General features: G+C 56.3%; 15 protein-coding genes. All 15 read left to right on the top strand.

What is annotated here, in order from left to right:
• On the top strand, positions 1-312 hold a 312-nt coding region (locus tag CJ255_RS23265), incomplete at its 5' end, for a hypothetical protein (protein WP_500681114.1).
• A gap of 65 nt (positions 313-377) precedes the next feature.
• Entirely contained in the window at positions 378-1,418 is a 1,041-nt protein-coding gene (gene cpaB / locus CJ255_RS01945) for a Flp pilus assembly protein CpaB (protein WP_097642411.1), read from the top strand.
• A gap of 17 nt (positions 1,419-1,435) precedes the next feature.
• Positions 1,436-2,716 (top strand): CpaE/TadZ family protein, encoded by a 1,281-nt coding sequence (locus CJ255_RS01940; protein ID WP_097642410.1) that lies wholly within the window; start codon positions 1,436-1,438, stop codon positions 2,714-2,716.
• A gap of 26 nt (positions 2,717-2,742) precedes the next feature.
• Positions 2,743-4,158 carry a TadA family conjugal transfer-associated ATPase gene (locus CJ255_RS01935; RefSeq protein WP_097642409.1) on the top strand — a complete coding sequence of 472 codons (1,416 nt, stop codon included), beginning with the start codon at positions 2,743-2,745 and terminating at the stop codon, positions 4,156-4,158.
• Between the two features lie 8 nt (positions 4,159-4,166).
• Positions 4,167-5,162 carry a type II secretion system F family protein gene (locus tag CJ255_RS01930; protein ID WP_097642408.1) on the top strand — a complete coding sequence of 332 codons (996 nt, stop codon included), beginning with the start codon at positions 4,167-4,169 and terminating at the stop codon, positions 5,160-5,162.
• Between the two features lie 2 nt (positions 5,163-5,164).
• Complete coding sequence (locus tag CJ255_RS01925; protein WP_097642407.1) at positions 5,165-6,082, top strand: type II secretion system F family protein; 918 nt, start codon at positions 5,165-5,167, stop codon at positions 6,080-6,082.
• A gap of 2 nt (positions 6,083-6,084) precedes the next feature.
• Positions 6,085-6,438 (top strand): DUF192 domain-containing protein, encoded by a 354-nt coding sequence (locus tag CJ255_RS01920; protein ID WP_097642406.1) that lies wholly within the window; start codon positions 6,085-6,087, stop codon positions 6,436-6,438.
• A gap of 25 nt (positions 6,439-6,463) precedes the next feature.
• Positions 6,464-8,473: a glycosyltransferase family 39 protein gene (locus CJ255_RS01915; protein WP_097642405.1), complete on the top strand. Its 2,010-nt coding sequence runs from the start codon at positions 6,464-6,466 to the stop codon at positions 8,471-8,473.
• A 53-nt stretch (positions 8,474-8,526) separates the two neighbouring features.
• Positions 8,527-8,691: a 50S ribosomal protein L33 gene (gene rpmG / locus CJ255_RS01910; RefSeq protein ID WP_097642404.1), complete on the top strand. Its 165-nt coding sequence runs from the start codon at positions 8,527-8,529 to the stop codon at positions 8,689-8,691.
• 222 nt (positions 8,692-8,913) lie between these two features.
• Complete coding sequence (locus tag CJ255_RS01905; RefSeq protein ID WP_097642403.1) at positions 8,914-10,848, top strand: ABC-F family ATP-binding cassette domain-containing protein; 1,935 nt, start codon at positions 8,914-8,916, stop codon at positions 10,846-10,848.
• Positions 10,849-10,973: 125 nt separating this feature from the next.
• Positions 10,974-11,894 (top strand): GGDEF domain-containing protein, encoded by a 921-nt coding sequence (locus CJ255_RS01900; RefSeq protein ID WP_097642402.1) that lies wholly within the window; start codon positions 10,974-10,976, stop codon positions 11,892-11,894.
• Positions 11,891-12,406, top strand: coding sequence for an acyltransferase (locus CJ255_RS01895; RefSeq protein WP_097642401.1), 516 nt, complete (start codon positions 11,891-11,893; stop codon positions 12,404-12,406). The genes CJ255_RS01900 and CJ255_RS01895 overlap by 4 nt, the downstream gene beginning before the upstream one ends.
• Before the next feature lie 9 nt (positions 12,407-12,415).
• Positions 12,416-12,724: a nucleotidyltransferase family protein gene (locus tag CJ255_RS01890; RefSeq protein ID WP_245863119.1), complete on the top strand. Its 309-nt coding sequence runs from the start codon at positions 12,416-12,418 to the stop codon at positions 12,722-12,724.
• The gene (locus CJ255_RS01885) at positions 12,721-13,089 is read left to right on the top strand and encodes a HepT-like ribonuclease domain-containing protein (RefSeq protein WP_097642400.1); all 369 of its coding nucleotides are present in this window, start codon (positions 12,721-12,723) and stop codon (positions 13,087-13,089) included. Before CJ255_RS01890 ends, CJ255_RS01885 begins: the two co-directional genes overlap by 4 nt.
• Positions 13,055-13,741 carry a DUF1405 domain-containing protein gene (locus CJ255_RS01880; RefSeq protein WP_245863118.1) on the top strand — a complete coding sequence of 229 codons (687 nt, stop codon included), beginning with the start codon at positions 13,055-13,057 and terminating at the stop codon, positions 13,739-13,741. Before CJ255_RS01885 ends, CJ255_RS01880 begins: the two co-directional genes overlap by 35 nt.
• Positions 13,742-13,754 lie beyond the last annotated feature (13 nt).

Raw genomic sequence — 13,754 nt, 5'->3', positions numbered from 1 at the left:
GCTGAGCCTGTCGAAGCCACGCAGTGCGCCGCCGCACCGCTGGCTGAGCCTGTCGAAGCCACGCGGTGCGCCACCGCACCGCTGGCTGAGCCTGACGAAGCCACGCGGTGCGCCACCGCACCGCTGGCTGAGCCTGTCGAAGCCACGCGGTGCGCCGCCGCACCGCTGGCTGAGCCTGTCGAAGCCACGCGGTGCGCCACCGCACCGCTGGCTGAGCCTGTCGAAGCCACGCAGTGCGCCGCCGCACCGCTGGCTGAGCCTGTCGAAGCCACGCGGTGCGCCACCGCTTTTGGTAAACAGCCTGTGCTATAATAGTTCTACCTCTCGCGGGCTCAACATGGCGCTGCGTCCGCTGCTGATAGGAAGGAAGTTGCTTTATGCGACGCGGTGGAATCCTTATTTTGTTGATTGGCCTCATCCTCATCGTCGGAGCAGGTGGCCTCTTCCTCTTCATGCAAACATCAGGTGGGATAAGCCCACTTGAGCCGGGGGATTTTGATCTAGCAGAGCTTGCCGCTGAACCAACTGAGATACCGGGGGTGGAGATTGTGGTCGCCCGTGCCCCTATTGCTGCTGGGGTGATTATTACTGATACGGTCTCTTTGCTACGTCTTGATGAGATCGATCACAACCTCTTTAATGCTGACCGTAATGTGCAAAGTGTGCTTGATGTGCAGGGGATGATCCTGCTGCAACCGGTTGGGCCAGGTGATCCTATTCTGCAAAGTAACCTCACTGAGCCGGGCTTGGCGCAGCGCATTCCGCCTGCCGAAGGCAACCGCCCGCGTCATAAAGCCTATCCCTTGGTGGTGAATAACCTAACCGGGGTGGCGAATCAGGTGAAAGAGAATGACTTTGTAGATGTGGTTGTCACCTTTGTCGTGCCGCGCACGATCTCACGGGTGGTGCCCCGCGATCCCGATGCGCCACCTGAGATGCAGATGCCCCCCCAGGCGGCATTTGATACTCAGTTGATGGTAAGCACCAAAACCATCGTGCAGGGTGCTCAGGTACTCCAAATCCTGCGTCCGCCGGTGACGGTTGATCCTACGCCGGAGGGCCAAGCTGCTGGCGGTGGGGTGCAGGTTGATGATAGTGGCGCCGTGATTGGCCCAGGTGCTGATCTGGAGGCAGCCGGAGGTACGATTACCCAAGGCACATGGACGGTGCTGCTCGCGCTCAATGCCCAAGAGGCTGAGTTGCTCGAGTTTGCCCAAACCTCCGATGCGCGCATCGTCTTGGTACTCCGTGGTGCTGGCGATACCGACTTTGAGCCGACTATTGGCGCTTCTTTGGATCTCTTGATGGATGAGTTTGCGCTGCCTTTGCCCGAACCGCCCCCCTTCTACGTTGTTAGCCCCGATGAGCAGTTGACCCCGGTGCCGACGCGCACGCCCGCCCCGACTCGTGTACCGTAAGTGTAAAGGAACCCGCCATGAGTGAGGCCGAGAAGATCCGCGTGATGATCGTGGATGATATTGTTGACACGCGGGATCAGCTTGAAAAATTGCTCTTCTTCGAGAAAGATATCGAAGTGATCGCCAAGGCTGGGACGGGGCGCGAAGCGGTGGCCCTGGCCCAGAAACAACGCCCTGATGTTATTCTCATGGACATCAATATGCCGGATATGGACGGCATTGCGGCGACTGAAGCGATCATGAGCCAAGACCCCGGGGTGCAGGTTATCATCATGAGTGTGCAGGGTGAAACCGATTACCTGCGCCGTGCAATGTTGGCCGGGGCACGCGAGTTCCTTACGAAGCCGATTAGTGCCGATGATCTCTATAAATCCATTCGCCATGTCCATAAGCTGGCCGCGTCGCGCCCCAAGGTCTCGTCCGCCCCGGCGGGTGGCGCTGGTGCGCCTGGTGGCAGCGGGGGCGATGGTGGTGCCGAAGGCCGGATTATTGCCGTCTTTAGCCCTAAAGGTGGTGTTGGTACCTCTTCGGTTGCTGCGAACCTTGCCGTGGCGATTCGCCAACAGACCAACAAGAAGGTGGCGCTCGTTGACGGTAATGTGGTCTTTGGTGACCTCAGTGTCATCTTGAACCTGCGCTCCGATAAGACGATTATTGATTTGGCGCAACGGGTTGATGAGCTCGACCGCGATCTGCTCAATGATGTCTTGGTGACCCATACTTCCCAGGTGAAGGTACTCCTAGCCCCGCCTGACCCGCAGCGCGGTGAGTTGGTTAGCTCCGATCACCTGCGGGCTATCCTTGAAGCGCTGCGCCAAGAGTTTGAGTATGTGGTGGTTGATACCCCCGCCTCGTTTCAGGATCGCTCCCTGGCCGTACTCGATCTCGCCTCACGCATTGTCACCCTGATGACCTTGGAGATGCACTGCATTCGGAATATTAAGCTCTTCCTAGAGGTTGCCGATCTGCTGGAATATCCCCACGAAAAGGTGATGCTGGTTCTCAATAAGGCGAGTAATCGTACCGGCATCCGTGCCGAAGATGTAGAGAAGAACATTCAGCGCAAAGTTGTACTCCAGATTGGCGATGCGGCTCAGGATGTCACCTTTTCGATCAATCAAGGGGTACCACTGGTGATTGGGAAACCAACCCACCAGATTTCCCGCGATGTGAATACGTTGGCACGCGACCTCACGGCTACCGATAAGGGCCAAGCAGCGGCGGCCCCTGGTGCCGCTGCTGCCCCTGAGCCGCCTCAGAAGAGCGGTGGACTCTTCTCACGCTTGATTAAACGCTAGTCTGTTTGGAAGGGAGGCTCTTAGAGATGTCACTCCTTAAGCGCATTGGGGGTACCCCCCCCGCTGATGCGAAACCAACTGCGCCCCCTGCCCAGCAGCGGTCCGGTGCCCCCGCACCACCCTCCCGTCCTGCGGGCCAAGCGCTGCGTCCCAATATGCCTAGCATGGACGATAATTTTAATGAGATTAAGCTGCGGGTGCAGAATCGCTTGATTAATGAACTCGATCCTAAGCTTGATCTGAGTAATAAGGCAAAAGTTCGCAAGCAGGTTGAGGAAATCTTTCACTCGATCTTGGATGGTGAAAGCATCGTCTTGACACGCTCAGAGCGTCAGCGCCTCTTTGAAGGCATTGAGGCCGATATTATTGGCTTGGGGCCGATTGAGCCACTCTTGCAACAAGAGAGTGTCAGTGAGATCATGATCAATGGGCCTAAGCAGATCTACATTGAGGAGTCGGGTAAGCTCATTCGCAGTGAGATTACCTTTGATGGTGATGATCATGTGTTGCGGATCATTGACCGCATTGTGGCTCCGCTCGGTCGTCGTATTGATGAATCTTCGCCAATGGTGGACGCCCGTCTGCCCGATGGCTCACGTGTCAATGCGATTATTCGCCCGCTGGCGCTCAATGGCCCTACGGTGACTATTCGTAAGTTCCGTAAGGATAAGCTGGAAGTGAGTGATCTCGTGCGCTTTGGTTCGATGAGCCAAGAAATGGCCGAGTTCCTTTCAGCCTGTGTGATGGCCCGTACCAATATTGTTGTGGCGGGTGGGACTGGTTCCGGTAAGACGACGCTGCTCAATGTGCTCTCTTCGTTCATTCCCGAAGATGAGCGCATTATTACCGTTGAGAATGCTGCTGAGTTGCAATTGCGCCAGGATCACGTGGTGAGCCTTGAATCGCGCCCGCCGAACGTTGAGGGCCGTGGTGAGGTTTCCATCCGCGATCTGGTAATCAACTGTCTGCGTATGCGCCCTGAACGGATTATTGTCGGTGAGTGTCGTGGTGGCGAGACGCTCGATATGCTTCAGGCGATGAATACGGGCCACGATGGCTCGATGACGACGATCCACGCCAATACCCCCCGCGACTCGATTGGCCGTATCGAGACCATGTGCCTCATGGCCGGTATGGATCTGCCCGCCCGCGCTATTCGTGAGCAGATTGTCTCGGCGGTGCAACTGCTCGTGCAGCAGTCGCGCCTCAAAGATGGCTCACGTAAAGTCACCAATGTCACCGAAGTCTCGGGTATGGAGGGTGATGTGGTGGTGATGCAGGACATCTTTGTCTTTGAGCAGACGGGCATTGATGAGCGCGGTAAGATTGTTGGTACCTTGCGCCCCACTGGGGTGCGGCCCAAGTTTATTGAGAAGTTTGAGTCGATGAATATCTACCTACCACCGCATACCTTCGGTAGTAGTGATCGTTTTAGTTTCTAAGGGATGCTATGGATCAACTGCTTACACCCGAGTTGATGCCCTTTATCTTGGGGGGCTTTGGTCTGCTCTTGCTGCTGCTGATTGTTGCAGTGGTTGTGGTCATGCGTAACTCGGGTGATAGAGATGTCGCAGAGCGGTTGAGTGAATTCGCGGGTGGTGGTGCTGAAGCCCAACAAGGGATGGATCCACGCCAAGCCCTTGAACAAATTGATAAGGTCGTTTCCCAGAGCAAGCAGGGCAGTAATACCGCCCGCGATTTGGCGCGGGCTGATGTGAAACTGACCGTCGCTGAGTTCTATTTGACAAAATTGGCCGCTGCCGGTATTGGTGTCGCTGTAGGGCTCTACATCGGACGGGCCAGTGGCACCGCGATGATCGCTGGCGCGATTGTTGGTGCGCTTGTCTTCTCTTTCTTCCCCAACATGTACGTGAACTTTCAAGCCAAGAAGCGCTTGACCGCCTTTAATAACCAGTTGGGCGATACGATTACGATGATGGCTAATGCACTGCGGGGTGGCTATAGCTTCCTACAGACACTTGATATGGTCTCCAAAGAGGCACCCTATCCTGTGAATGTTGAGTTCCGCCGCGTGGTGCAAGAGGTTGGTTTGGGCCGGAGTACCGAAGAGGCGTTGGCCAATTTGCAACGCCGGGTACCTTCCGAAGACCTTGATCTGCTCATTACTGCCGTCAATATTCAGATGGAGGTGGGTGGTAATTTGGCCCAAATCCTTGATACGATTGGTCATACTATCCGTGAACGTGTGCGTATCAAGGGGGAAATCCAGACCCTTACCGCTCAAGGCCGGATTTCGGCTTGGGTGATTACTGGCCTGCCGATTGGCCTGGCGATCTTTATCTCAGTGGTCAACCCCGATTATATGGCCCCCATCTTTAGCTTTGGGATGCCGCCGGAACACTGGTGCTGTTTGCCGGTTGTCTCTTTGGTGATGATTGGCATCGGCTTTGTGACGATTATGAAGATTATGGATATCGAGGTGTAGCCATGGATCCAATGGTTATCCTCTTTGGTGTCATTGTTTTGGCTGGTATTGGTTTGCTCATCTTTGGCTTGGTGCGGGCGCGCCAGCCTGATAATATTGGTGAGCGGCTGACCCAGTTCACAGAACGGGCTATGACCCTTGAGGAACTGGAACTTCAGCAGCCCTTCTATCAGCGTGTGCTGATACCTATGGCCCAGAATGCGCTTACGGCGTTGGGTAAGCGTGGGCCAAAGCAGAGCGCGGAACGGCTCAAGACGAACCTGCAAATGGCGGGTAATCCTGGCAATATTACCCCAGCAATGTTTGTTGGTCTGCGCGTGGTTCTTTCATTACTCCTTGGTTCGATTGTTGCAGCCTTGACCTTTCGTACCATGGAGTTGAACCAAGCTCTGCTCTATAGTGGGGTTGGCTTTACCCTGGGCTATATGCTGCCAGTCACGTGGCTGGGGCGTAAAATGAAGGCGCGTCAGCACTCTATCCAGAAGGCGCTACCCGATGCCCTTGACCTGCTCTGTATTAGTGTTGAGGCTGGCCTCGCGTTTGACTTGGCGCTCCAACGGGTGACCCAGAAGTGGGACGATGAGTTGAGCCGTGAGTTTAAGCGTGTGCTTGCCGATATTCGGCTTGGTCGTACCCGCCGTGAGGCGCTCAAAGATTTGGCGCAGCGCACCGGCGTGGAAGATGTGCAGACCTTTACCGCCGCAATTATTCAGGCTGATCAGCTCGGGGTCTCGATGTCCAAGATTCTGCGGCTCCAATCCGACCAGATGCGCGTGCGTCGTCGCCAACGGGCTGAAGAGCAGGCCCAGCAGGCTCCAGTGAAGATGCTCTTCCCCATGGTCTTCTTGATCTTCCCCGCTCTCTTTGTCGTTATTCTTGGCCCCGCTGTTCCCCGCTTGATGGATGCGTTTGGTGGCTAAGCATGCCTCTCCGTGTTGTGAATCAAACCCGTGGTACTAATCTCGCTGAGGCGTGTGCCGAAGCACGAAGCTTTGTGGCGCGTGGCCGCGGCCTGATGGGCCACCCCGGTTTGGCTCCCGGCGAGGGGCTGCTGATTGATCCATGCTCCAGCGTGCATAGCTTCTTTATGCGCTTTCCGATTGATGTGGTCTTTGTTGATCGCCATCATCGTGTCGTTGGTCTTACCGTGGCAATGCCCCCCAATCGCCCCTTCGCTGGCGCTTGGGGCGCTCGCTATGTGGTTGAGTTGCCCGCAGGCACTATTGAGGCTAGCGCAACTGAGTTGGGCGATCAGTTGGCCCTGGAGCAGGTATGATGCCATTTCAGATTGTAGTTGGATAATGCGACAACGTTCTCTTTGGCTGGGCTTTGGTTCGTTCTTGGTTTGGGCGCTGCTCTACCTGCTGACCCTCACGGATGTTCATACCTATGATGCGCTCTCCTACATTTTGGATGTGGAGCGCAAACCATGGCGTGAACTCTTTCATCCCCACCATTTAGCCTATGGGCCGTTGGGGGCGTTGGTGCATGGGCTTGCAACGGCTTTTGGTTGGGCGCATGGTGCCGAACGCCCGCTTCAGGTGATGAATGCGCTCGCTGGGGCGTTGGGTTGTGCGCTCTTTGTGCGTCTCGTGGCCCATACCCTGCCTCAACGTACCCGGGCGGCAGCTTTGGCTGGCTTGCTGCTGGGGGCCAGTTATGCCTATTGGTACTATGCGATTGAGGTTGAGGTCTATACCATTGCGGCAATTTTCCTTATTCTTGCCCTGGGCCTGATGCTCCAATTGGCGCAACGGCCCCACCTTGGGTTGGCTCTGGCCCTGGGCCTTACCCAAGGGCTGGCGGTACTCTTCCATCAGTCCAATGTACTCTTGAGCCTACCGGCCCTCGTGGCTCTGCTGCTGGGCCTCCAAGCCGCAGGCCAGCCCCTGATCAGCCGTTCAGCCGTGCGCCTATTGCTGGCCTATGGCGCTCCGTTGGCCCTGATTGTGGCGGGTGCCTACGTGGGGATTGGGCTGGGGCTGAGTGGCTTGCGTGACTGGGCGTCCTTCTATGGCTGGGCGGCGGGCTATGCTACCACTGGCTTTTGGGGCGGGCCACTTGGTTTTGAACGTTTGCCCCTGCTTGGCCAGGGTTTGGCTGATACCTTTGCCCATCCAGGCGGCGCGTTGGTTGGTCTGCTGCTCCTCGTAAGTCTCCTGCTGCGCTGGCGCAGTTTGCAGTACGCCCCGCGTGGGGTGCTGCCTCTGACTCTGAGTTGGCTGGCGATCTATGCAGCCTTCTTTATCTGGTGGGAGCCGGATAATATTGAGTTCTGGATTGCCAGTTTGCCGCCGTTCTACCTGTTGCTCTTGACCGCACTCTTTGCCCCTGCGCCACCACAGGCTGTGCCGCAGGCTACGCGCTGGCTGCCACTCTTGGTGCTGCTCTGCGGCCTGTGGATGCTCGGGGCTAACCTGACGACCATTCGGACACGCGGTGATGCTGAACGCGATCTGCAGCGTGTGGTTGCCGCTGCGCTCGCTGCTGCTAGTGAGCCAGGCGATCTCTTGGTGCTGCCCGACGATCTGCTTGAACTCTACCTGCCTTTCTATGAGCAGCGGGAACAGGTGATTTCGCTCAATCAGGCCGTGGCCCTCGTGGGTAGCGATTGGCCGCGTGCCTGTGCCGCCATCCAGGAGCGGATCGAGCTGGCGTTGGTGAGTGGCTATGCCGTGATCGTGGCTGCTGATGCGCTGCGTCCCCCCCCCGCAGCCCCTGGCGATCCGCCAACCCCGGCCCAACGCCTTGGTTTGACCCCTGACATGGTTGAGCGTTGTTATGAGCCCTATGTGCAAGCATTGCAACCACTCGATCTCGGTATAGAACAGCAGGTCTATTTCCAGTTACCTGCGGTACAGCAATTGGCCACTGGGCCGGGCTGGGATTTCCGCCAACTGCGTTGGGGCTGGCGCTTGCACAATGGCCAGGATCATGGCCTCAGCGAGGCGGGCTGGGCCATCACGCCTGAGCTTGACCCCTATTGGCTGAGCCCGCCGATGCACGTGCAAACTAGCGAGTTTGCTGCCTTGGAACTGCGTTTCGCCGCGACCACTGCGGCCCGTGATGCCCAACTCTTCTTCCTTGATCAGACCGGCCAAACCGCAGAGGAGCGTTCGCTCCGCTGGGATTTGCACCCAGGCCCAGAGTTGCAGACCTACTGCCTAGTGTTGCAGGGTGCCCCCGGTTGGGAAGGGCTGGTCACTGGCTTGCGCCTCGACCCCGTGGGCATTGGCGACGGTGGCCGTGTGGTACTGGAGTCCATCCGCTTTGTTGATGCTTGCACCTCTAGCTATGTCGTGCTAGAATAAGCGACAGTGCGCCGTCAGGGCGCGTTTTGTTGCGCCAGGGAGGATGAAGAGCGATGGCTTCCAAAAAGGGTAATCGGATTGTGATTAAGCTCAAGAGCACGGAGAGTGGCCATAGCTACACGACGATGAAGAATCGGCGTAACGATCCGAGCCGCATTGAGTTGCGTAAGTATGATCCGTTGGTACGACGCCATGTGGTCTATCGTGAGACCAAGTAGGTGGGGTGGCTTGCTCAGTTATAGAGTTTTTTAAGGGCTTCAAAACGCCAACGAGGAGAGGTACCGAGGATTGAACCACAGAGGCACCGAGGGCACAGAGGTGTTGGAGTTGAGGTAATGCCAACAGATGGTTGCTTCGCCACAAATTTCTCTGTGTTCTCTGTGTCTCTGTGGTTCAATCCTCTGCATCTCTGCAAAAACTCTATGTAACGAAATGATGTCATGACCCTCGTAAGTGTTGGCGGCTTGGCCAAATACTATGGTGCCGAGCTGATTTTTCAAGCGATCAATTTCCAGATTGCGCGTGGTGATAAGATCGCGCTGGTTGGCGTCAATGGCGCTGGCAAGAGTACCCTGCTGAAAATCTTGGCGGGCCTTGAGACGCCAGACACGGGTCAAGTGGCTTCGGCACGCGGTACGCGGGTGGCCTATCTGGCCCAAGAGGTACGCTTCACTGGTGAGCAGACGCTCTGGCAGGAGATGGAAGCCGCGTTGAGCAATCTGGCGCTGTTGCAGCGCGAGATTGAGGCGCTAGAGCCGCTGATTGCCGATACCAATGGGCCCGATTGGGCCGCGCACATGGAGCGCTACGGCGAACTAACTGCCCGCTTTGAACATGGCGGGGGCTATGAGGTTGAGCAGCGCATCAAACGGACGCTGCAAGGCTTGGGCTTTCACGAGGCGCACTATCACCAGCGGCTCAATCAGTTTTCGGGGGGCCAGAAGACGCGTGCGGCCCTTGCGGCCACGCTCCTTGCCGATCCCGATCTGTTGCTGCTCGATGAGCCTACCAATCACCTGGATATGCAGGCCCTCGAGTGGCTGGAACTCTTTTTGCGTAATTGGGACGGTACCTTGGTGGTGATCTCCCACGACCGCTACTTCCTCGACCGGGTGACGAAGCGTACGCTGGAGTTGGCCTTTGGAACCTTGGAGGACTATCCTGCGCCCTACCAGAAGTACCTCGAACTGAAGGCCGAACGGCTCGAACGGCGCATGAAGGAGTTTCAGGCCCAGCAGGAGTTTATTGCCAAGACGGAAGAATTCATTCGGCGCTACAAGGCCGGCCAGCGGGCGCGTGAAGCCAAGGGGCGCGAAAAGCGGCTCGAACGGCTCAAGCGCGACCATGGGCTTGATCGGCCCCGTGAGCAGGCCAAGCTGAAGCTCTTCCTTGATGCCAAGCTGCGGAGTGGCGATCTGGTCTTGGCGCTTGACGGCTTGGTGATTGGCTATCCGGGCGACCGTCGGCACGAGTCTGAGCCCCGCGTGCTTTTGCGCGCCGATGGCCTTGAGTTGACTCGGGGCGAACGAGTGGCGCTCCTTGGGCCGAATGGCTGTGGCAAAACAACCCTGCTGCGCACCCTGATTGACCAACTGAAGCCCTTGCAGGGCCAGCCGCGCTTGGGCCATCAGGTACAGATTGGCTACTATGCTCAAGGCCATGATCTGCTCAATTGGGAGGCAACGGTACTTGAGGAGTTGTTGCGTGTTGGCCCCAACTTGGGTGAGGCCGCAGCGCGCACCATGCTAGGGCGCTTCCTCTTCAGTGGCGATGATGTCTTTAAGCGCATTGCCGATCTGAGTGGTGGTGAACGTTCGCGGGTGGCGTTGGCCCAACTGATGGTGCTGCCGGGCAACCTGCTGATCCTAGACGAACCAACCAACCACCTCGATATTGGGGCGCGTGAGGCGCTCGAAGGGGTGCTGCGCGACTACCCTGGCTCGATCCTCTTTGTTTCGCATGATCGCTACTTCATTGATGCCGTAGCCGACCGCATTTGGCTGATTGAAGAGGGGCGCATGCGGAGCTATCTAGGGGGCTACAGCGCCTTTATGGCCGCCCGTGAAGCCCAACCGGCCAGTCAGTCCAGCGCACACGAGCAGCAGCGGAGTAAACAGGCTGAAGCAAGTAGTGTAGGATCACCAAACACCAGCAGCCAAATCTCGGCGGAAGAACGCCAGCGCAAAAAGCGCATCGCTGCACTCGAGTCTGAAGTTGCCCTCTTAGAACAGGAGCTTGGCCAACTCAAGGCTGAACTGGAAGCCGCTAGTGCGGCTCAGGACATCAAGCAGATTACAGCACTTGGCACCCAGTATGCCGAGTTGGAAGATCTGCTGGCGGCTAAGTATGAACAGTGGGAACAGTTGGCAGCGTAAGGGTGCGCGAGGGAACTTGGTTCCCTCGCGCACCCTTACGCCTACTTGCATGCTGCGCCTATACACGCAATAATGGTACAATAAGACAACGCAAGCCCCGGTAGGCATCGAAAGTCTTTCGTACCATGCGCATTCTCCTCGCCGACGATGATAGTGTTACCCAGCATCTGCTTAGTCGCACGCTCCAGGTTGCAGGCTTTGATCCGGTGATTGTGAGCGACGGCCTAGCAGCGTGGGAGCGACTTCAGGTTGAGTATTTTCCCATCTTGATTGTAGATTGGGTTATGCCCGGCTTGGATGGGCCAAGTTTGATTCGTCAGGTACGCAAGACCACCTTTTCAGGCTATGTCTACACCATTCTGCTCACGAGTCGTCAGGCTCAGGATGATCGGGTGGACGGCCTTGAGTCGGGGGCTGATGATTTTCTAACCAAGCCGGTAGATCTGCGCGAGTTGCGGGCACGCCTTGTAGTGGCATCGCGTATCATTCAGCTTGAGACGCGCCTGCGTGAAGCGAATGCGCGTTTGGCCTACCAAGCGAGCCATGATCGTCTGACGGATCTCTTCAACCGCCCGACCATCACCGAGTATGCTGAGTCGGAATTGGCCCGCATGCAGCGTACCGGGCAAAATCTGAGCTTGGCCCTGCTCGACATTGATGATTTTAAGCCCATCAACGACCGTTATGGCCATATGGCTGGCGATGTAGCACTGCGCCATGTTGGGATGCGAATTACCGCAGCGGTGCGGCCCTATGATTGGGTGGGGCGCTGGGGCGGCGAAGAGTTTCTGATTGTGCTGCCCGAAGCCAATGTGGAACAAGCCTATATCATTGCTGAACGGGTGCGTGAGAGTATTGCTGCTGAGGCGCTGGCGCTCAACCCTGATCTGGCGGTCAGGCTCACGGTGAGTGGAGGGGTAACATGCACCGGGGAGCGTAAGGATGTGAGTGTTGATACGCTCTTTGCCGAGGCTGATGAGGCGCTCTATTGCGCCAAGCGTGCCGGGCGGAATCGGATTATGCGTGCCAATGAAGTCTCCCCATGAGTGTCGAACAACCAAGGCATGGACGCCATGCCCGTCTGCAGAGCTACCCCTCGCCCGGTAAGCAGAACGCGCTCTGGTACTATCCCCAAGTGACCGGGGGCTATGCCCGGGTGGCCCGCAATGCAGCCCTGATCCAGTTGGCACGCTACACGCCTGTTCTGCCCCTAAAGAACATGCTCTACCGACGCCTTGGGATGCAGGTAGGAGCCTATGTCTCGGTGGGCTTGATGGTCATGATTGACATCTTTTTCCCCCAAGATGTTACGCTGGGCGAGAATTGTGTGATTGGCTACCAGTCTACGATCCTCTGCCACGAGTTTACCCGCCACGAGTGGCGTCGCGGGCCTGTGGTGATCGAGCGAGATGTGACGATTGGCGCCAACTGCACGATCCTGCCGGGCGTCATTATCGGCGCAGGCGCCACCGTTTCGGCCATGAGCCTCGTTAATCGTGACGTGCCCCCAGGGGCCTTTGCGGGCGGTGTGCCGGTGCGCGTACTACGGGCCTCGTGAGGTGCTATCATGAGTATGGCTACGAAACCATCGCTTGAGACGATCATTTTGAGATTACAACAGCTTATGCCGGAAATCATATCCGAATATAGCGTAAAAAAAATTTTCGTATTTGGTTCTTATGCTCGTCATGAACAACGTGATGATAGTGATTTAGATTTACTCGTGACGTTTTACACAAAACCTGGCTTATTAAAATATATCGCATTAGAACAATACTTGTCAGATATGCTTGGTATCCCTGTTGATCTTGTTATGGAAAGTGCTTTGCGTCCTGAAGTGGCAACACATGTATATGCTGATTTGATACATGTATGAGTAATACTCATTTAAACAGTAAATACATAGAGGATATCTTGTCTGCCATGGACAAGGTTCAATCGTTCATACAGCATTTTGATGAGATTCAATTTTATAAAGATGATAAAACCGTTTTTGCTGTCATTCGTGCCCTTGAGATTATTGGTGAATCAACTAAGCGTATACCTACATCGCTACGTTTGATGTATCCTTCAGTTCCATGGCGTGCAATGGCAGGAATGCGTGATAAGCTCATTCATGATTATACACATGTTGATCTTACTGTTGTATGGAAAACGGCAACGGAAGATATTCCTCTTATTCGGCTATTGCTAGAAGAAATACACAATGACTTATGCCAGCAAGATGATCAAGATCCATGATTATGTGTATCATAGCTATGGGTTAGTTGAGAAACTTCTTCAACTCATCCTGCGCTACCCATTGCTCTTTTGGGGCTGTATGCTGGCCAATCTGGTAGGGGTCGTGTGGGGCGGTTGGGTCTGGTATGGGCCGCAGTTGGCGGCGGCACCGCTCTGGGCCTGGCCCTTCATTCCTGATTGCCCGGCTGCGGCCCTCTATGCGACGATTGCTTTTGTGGCGCTCTACTATGGGCGGCGTTGGGGTTGGTTTACGGCTTTTGCTGCGTTTGCCTGTGTGAAGTATGGTCTCTGGACGTTGGCATTTTGGTTGCGCCATTGGGCAAGTGTTGGCTTTGTGCCTGGTCTCTGGCCAATGGAACTCATGCTCTTTGTGGCGCATATTGGCCTAGCCTGCGAGGGCTTGCTCTTGGCTCTGCGCGTGGGGCCGCTGTCACTGGCGCAGCGCCTGGCGATCTGTGGCTGGTTTCTGCTTTCGGTTGGGGTAGACTATGGCTTGGGGCACCATCCACCACTGACATTGGCGGTGCCGTTTGGCTTTGTGTTTGGGGTGGCCCTCATGCTAACAGTGGGTTTGAGCATTGTGCTGCTCTGGCCGTGGCGTGGTTGGCACAATCCTGCCCCCACTTCGCGTTCATACTCCTTAGAGGGTTGAAGCGAACGTTGAG

The organism is Candidatus Viridilinea mediisalina, assembly GCF_002532535.1.
Classification (GTDB): domain Bacteria; phylum Chloroflexota; class Chloroflexia; order Chloroflexales; family Chloroflexaceae; genus Viridilinea; species Viridilinea mediisalina.
The sequence above is the reverse complement of the archived record's forward strand: the minus strand, read 5'-3'. Positions and strand labels throughout refer to the sequence as shown.

What these genes read in the sequence shown, in the direction of transcription:
- cpaB (WP_097642411.1), top strand. Translation starts at nt 378, where the DNA reads ATGCGACGCGGTGGAATCCTTATTTTGTTGATTGGCCTCATCCTCATC.
- CJ255_RS01940 (WP_097642410.1), top strand. Translation starts at nt 1,436, where the DNA reads ATGAGTGAGGCCGAGAAGATCCGCGTGATGATCGTGGATGATATTGTT.
- CJ255_RS01935 (WP_097642409.1), top strand. Translation starts at nt 2,743, where the DNA reads ATGTCACTCCTTAAGCGCATTGGGGGTACCCCCCCCGCTGATGCGAAA.
- CJ255_RS01930 (WP_097642408.1), top strand. Translation starts at nt 4,167, where the DNA reads ATGGATCAACTGCTTACACCCGAGTTGATGCCCTTTATCTTGGGGGGC.
- CJ255_RS01925 (WP_097642407.1), top strand. Translation starts at nt 5,165, where the DNA reads ATGGATCCAATGGTTATCCTCTTTGGTGTCATTGTTTTGGCTGGTATT.
- CJ255_RS01920 (WP_097642406.1), top strand. Translation starts at nt 6,085, where the DNA reads ATGCCTCTCCGTGTTGTGAATCAAACCCGTGGTACTAATCTCGCTGAG.
- CJ255_RS01915 (WP_097642405.1), top strand. Translation starts at nt 6,464, where the DNA reads ATGCGACAACGTTCTCTTTGGCTGGGCTTTGGTTCGTTCTTGGTTTGG.
- rpmG (WP_097642404.1), top strand. Translation starts at nt 8,527, where the DNA reads ATGGCTTCCAAAAAGGGTAATCGGATTGTGATTAAGCTCAAGAGCACG.
- CJ255_RS01905 (WP_097642403.1), top strand. Translation starts at nt 8,914, where the DNA reads ATGACCCTCGTAAGTGTTGGCGGCTTGGCCAAATACTATGGTGCCGAG.
- CJ255_RS01900 (WP_097642402.1), top strand. Translation starts at nt 10,974, where the DNA reads ATGCGCATTCTCCTCGCCGACGATGATAGTGTTACCCAGCATCTGCTT.
- CJ255_RS01895 (WP_097642401.1), top strand. Translation starts at nt 11,891, where the DNA reads ATGAGTGTCGAACAACCAAGGCATGGACGCCATGCCCGTCTGCAGAGC.
- CJ255_RS01890 (WP_245863119.1), top strand. Translation starts at nt 12,416, where the DNA reads ATGAGTATGGCTACGAAACCATCGCTTGAGACGATCATTTTGAGATTA.
- CJ255_RS01885 (WP_097642400.1), top strand. Translation starts at nt 12,721, where the DNA reads ATGAGTAATACTCATTTAAACAGTAAATACATAGAGGATATCTTGTCT.
- CJ255_RS01880 (WP_245863118.1), top strand. Translation starts at nt 13,055, where the DNA reads ATGACTTATGCCAGCAAGATGATCAAGATCCATGATTATGTGTATCAT.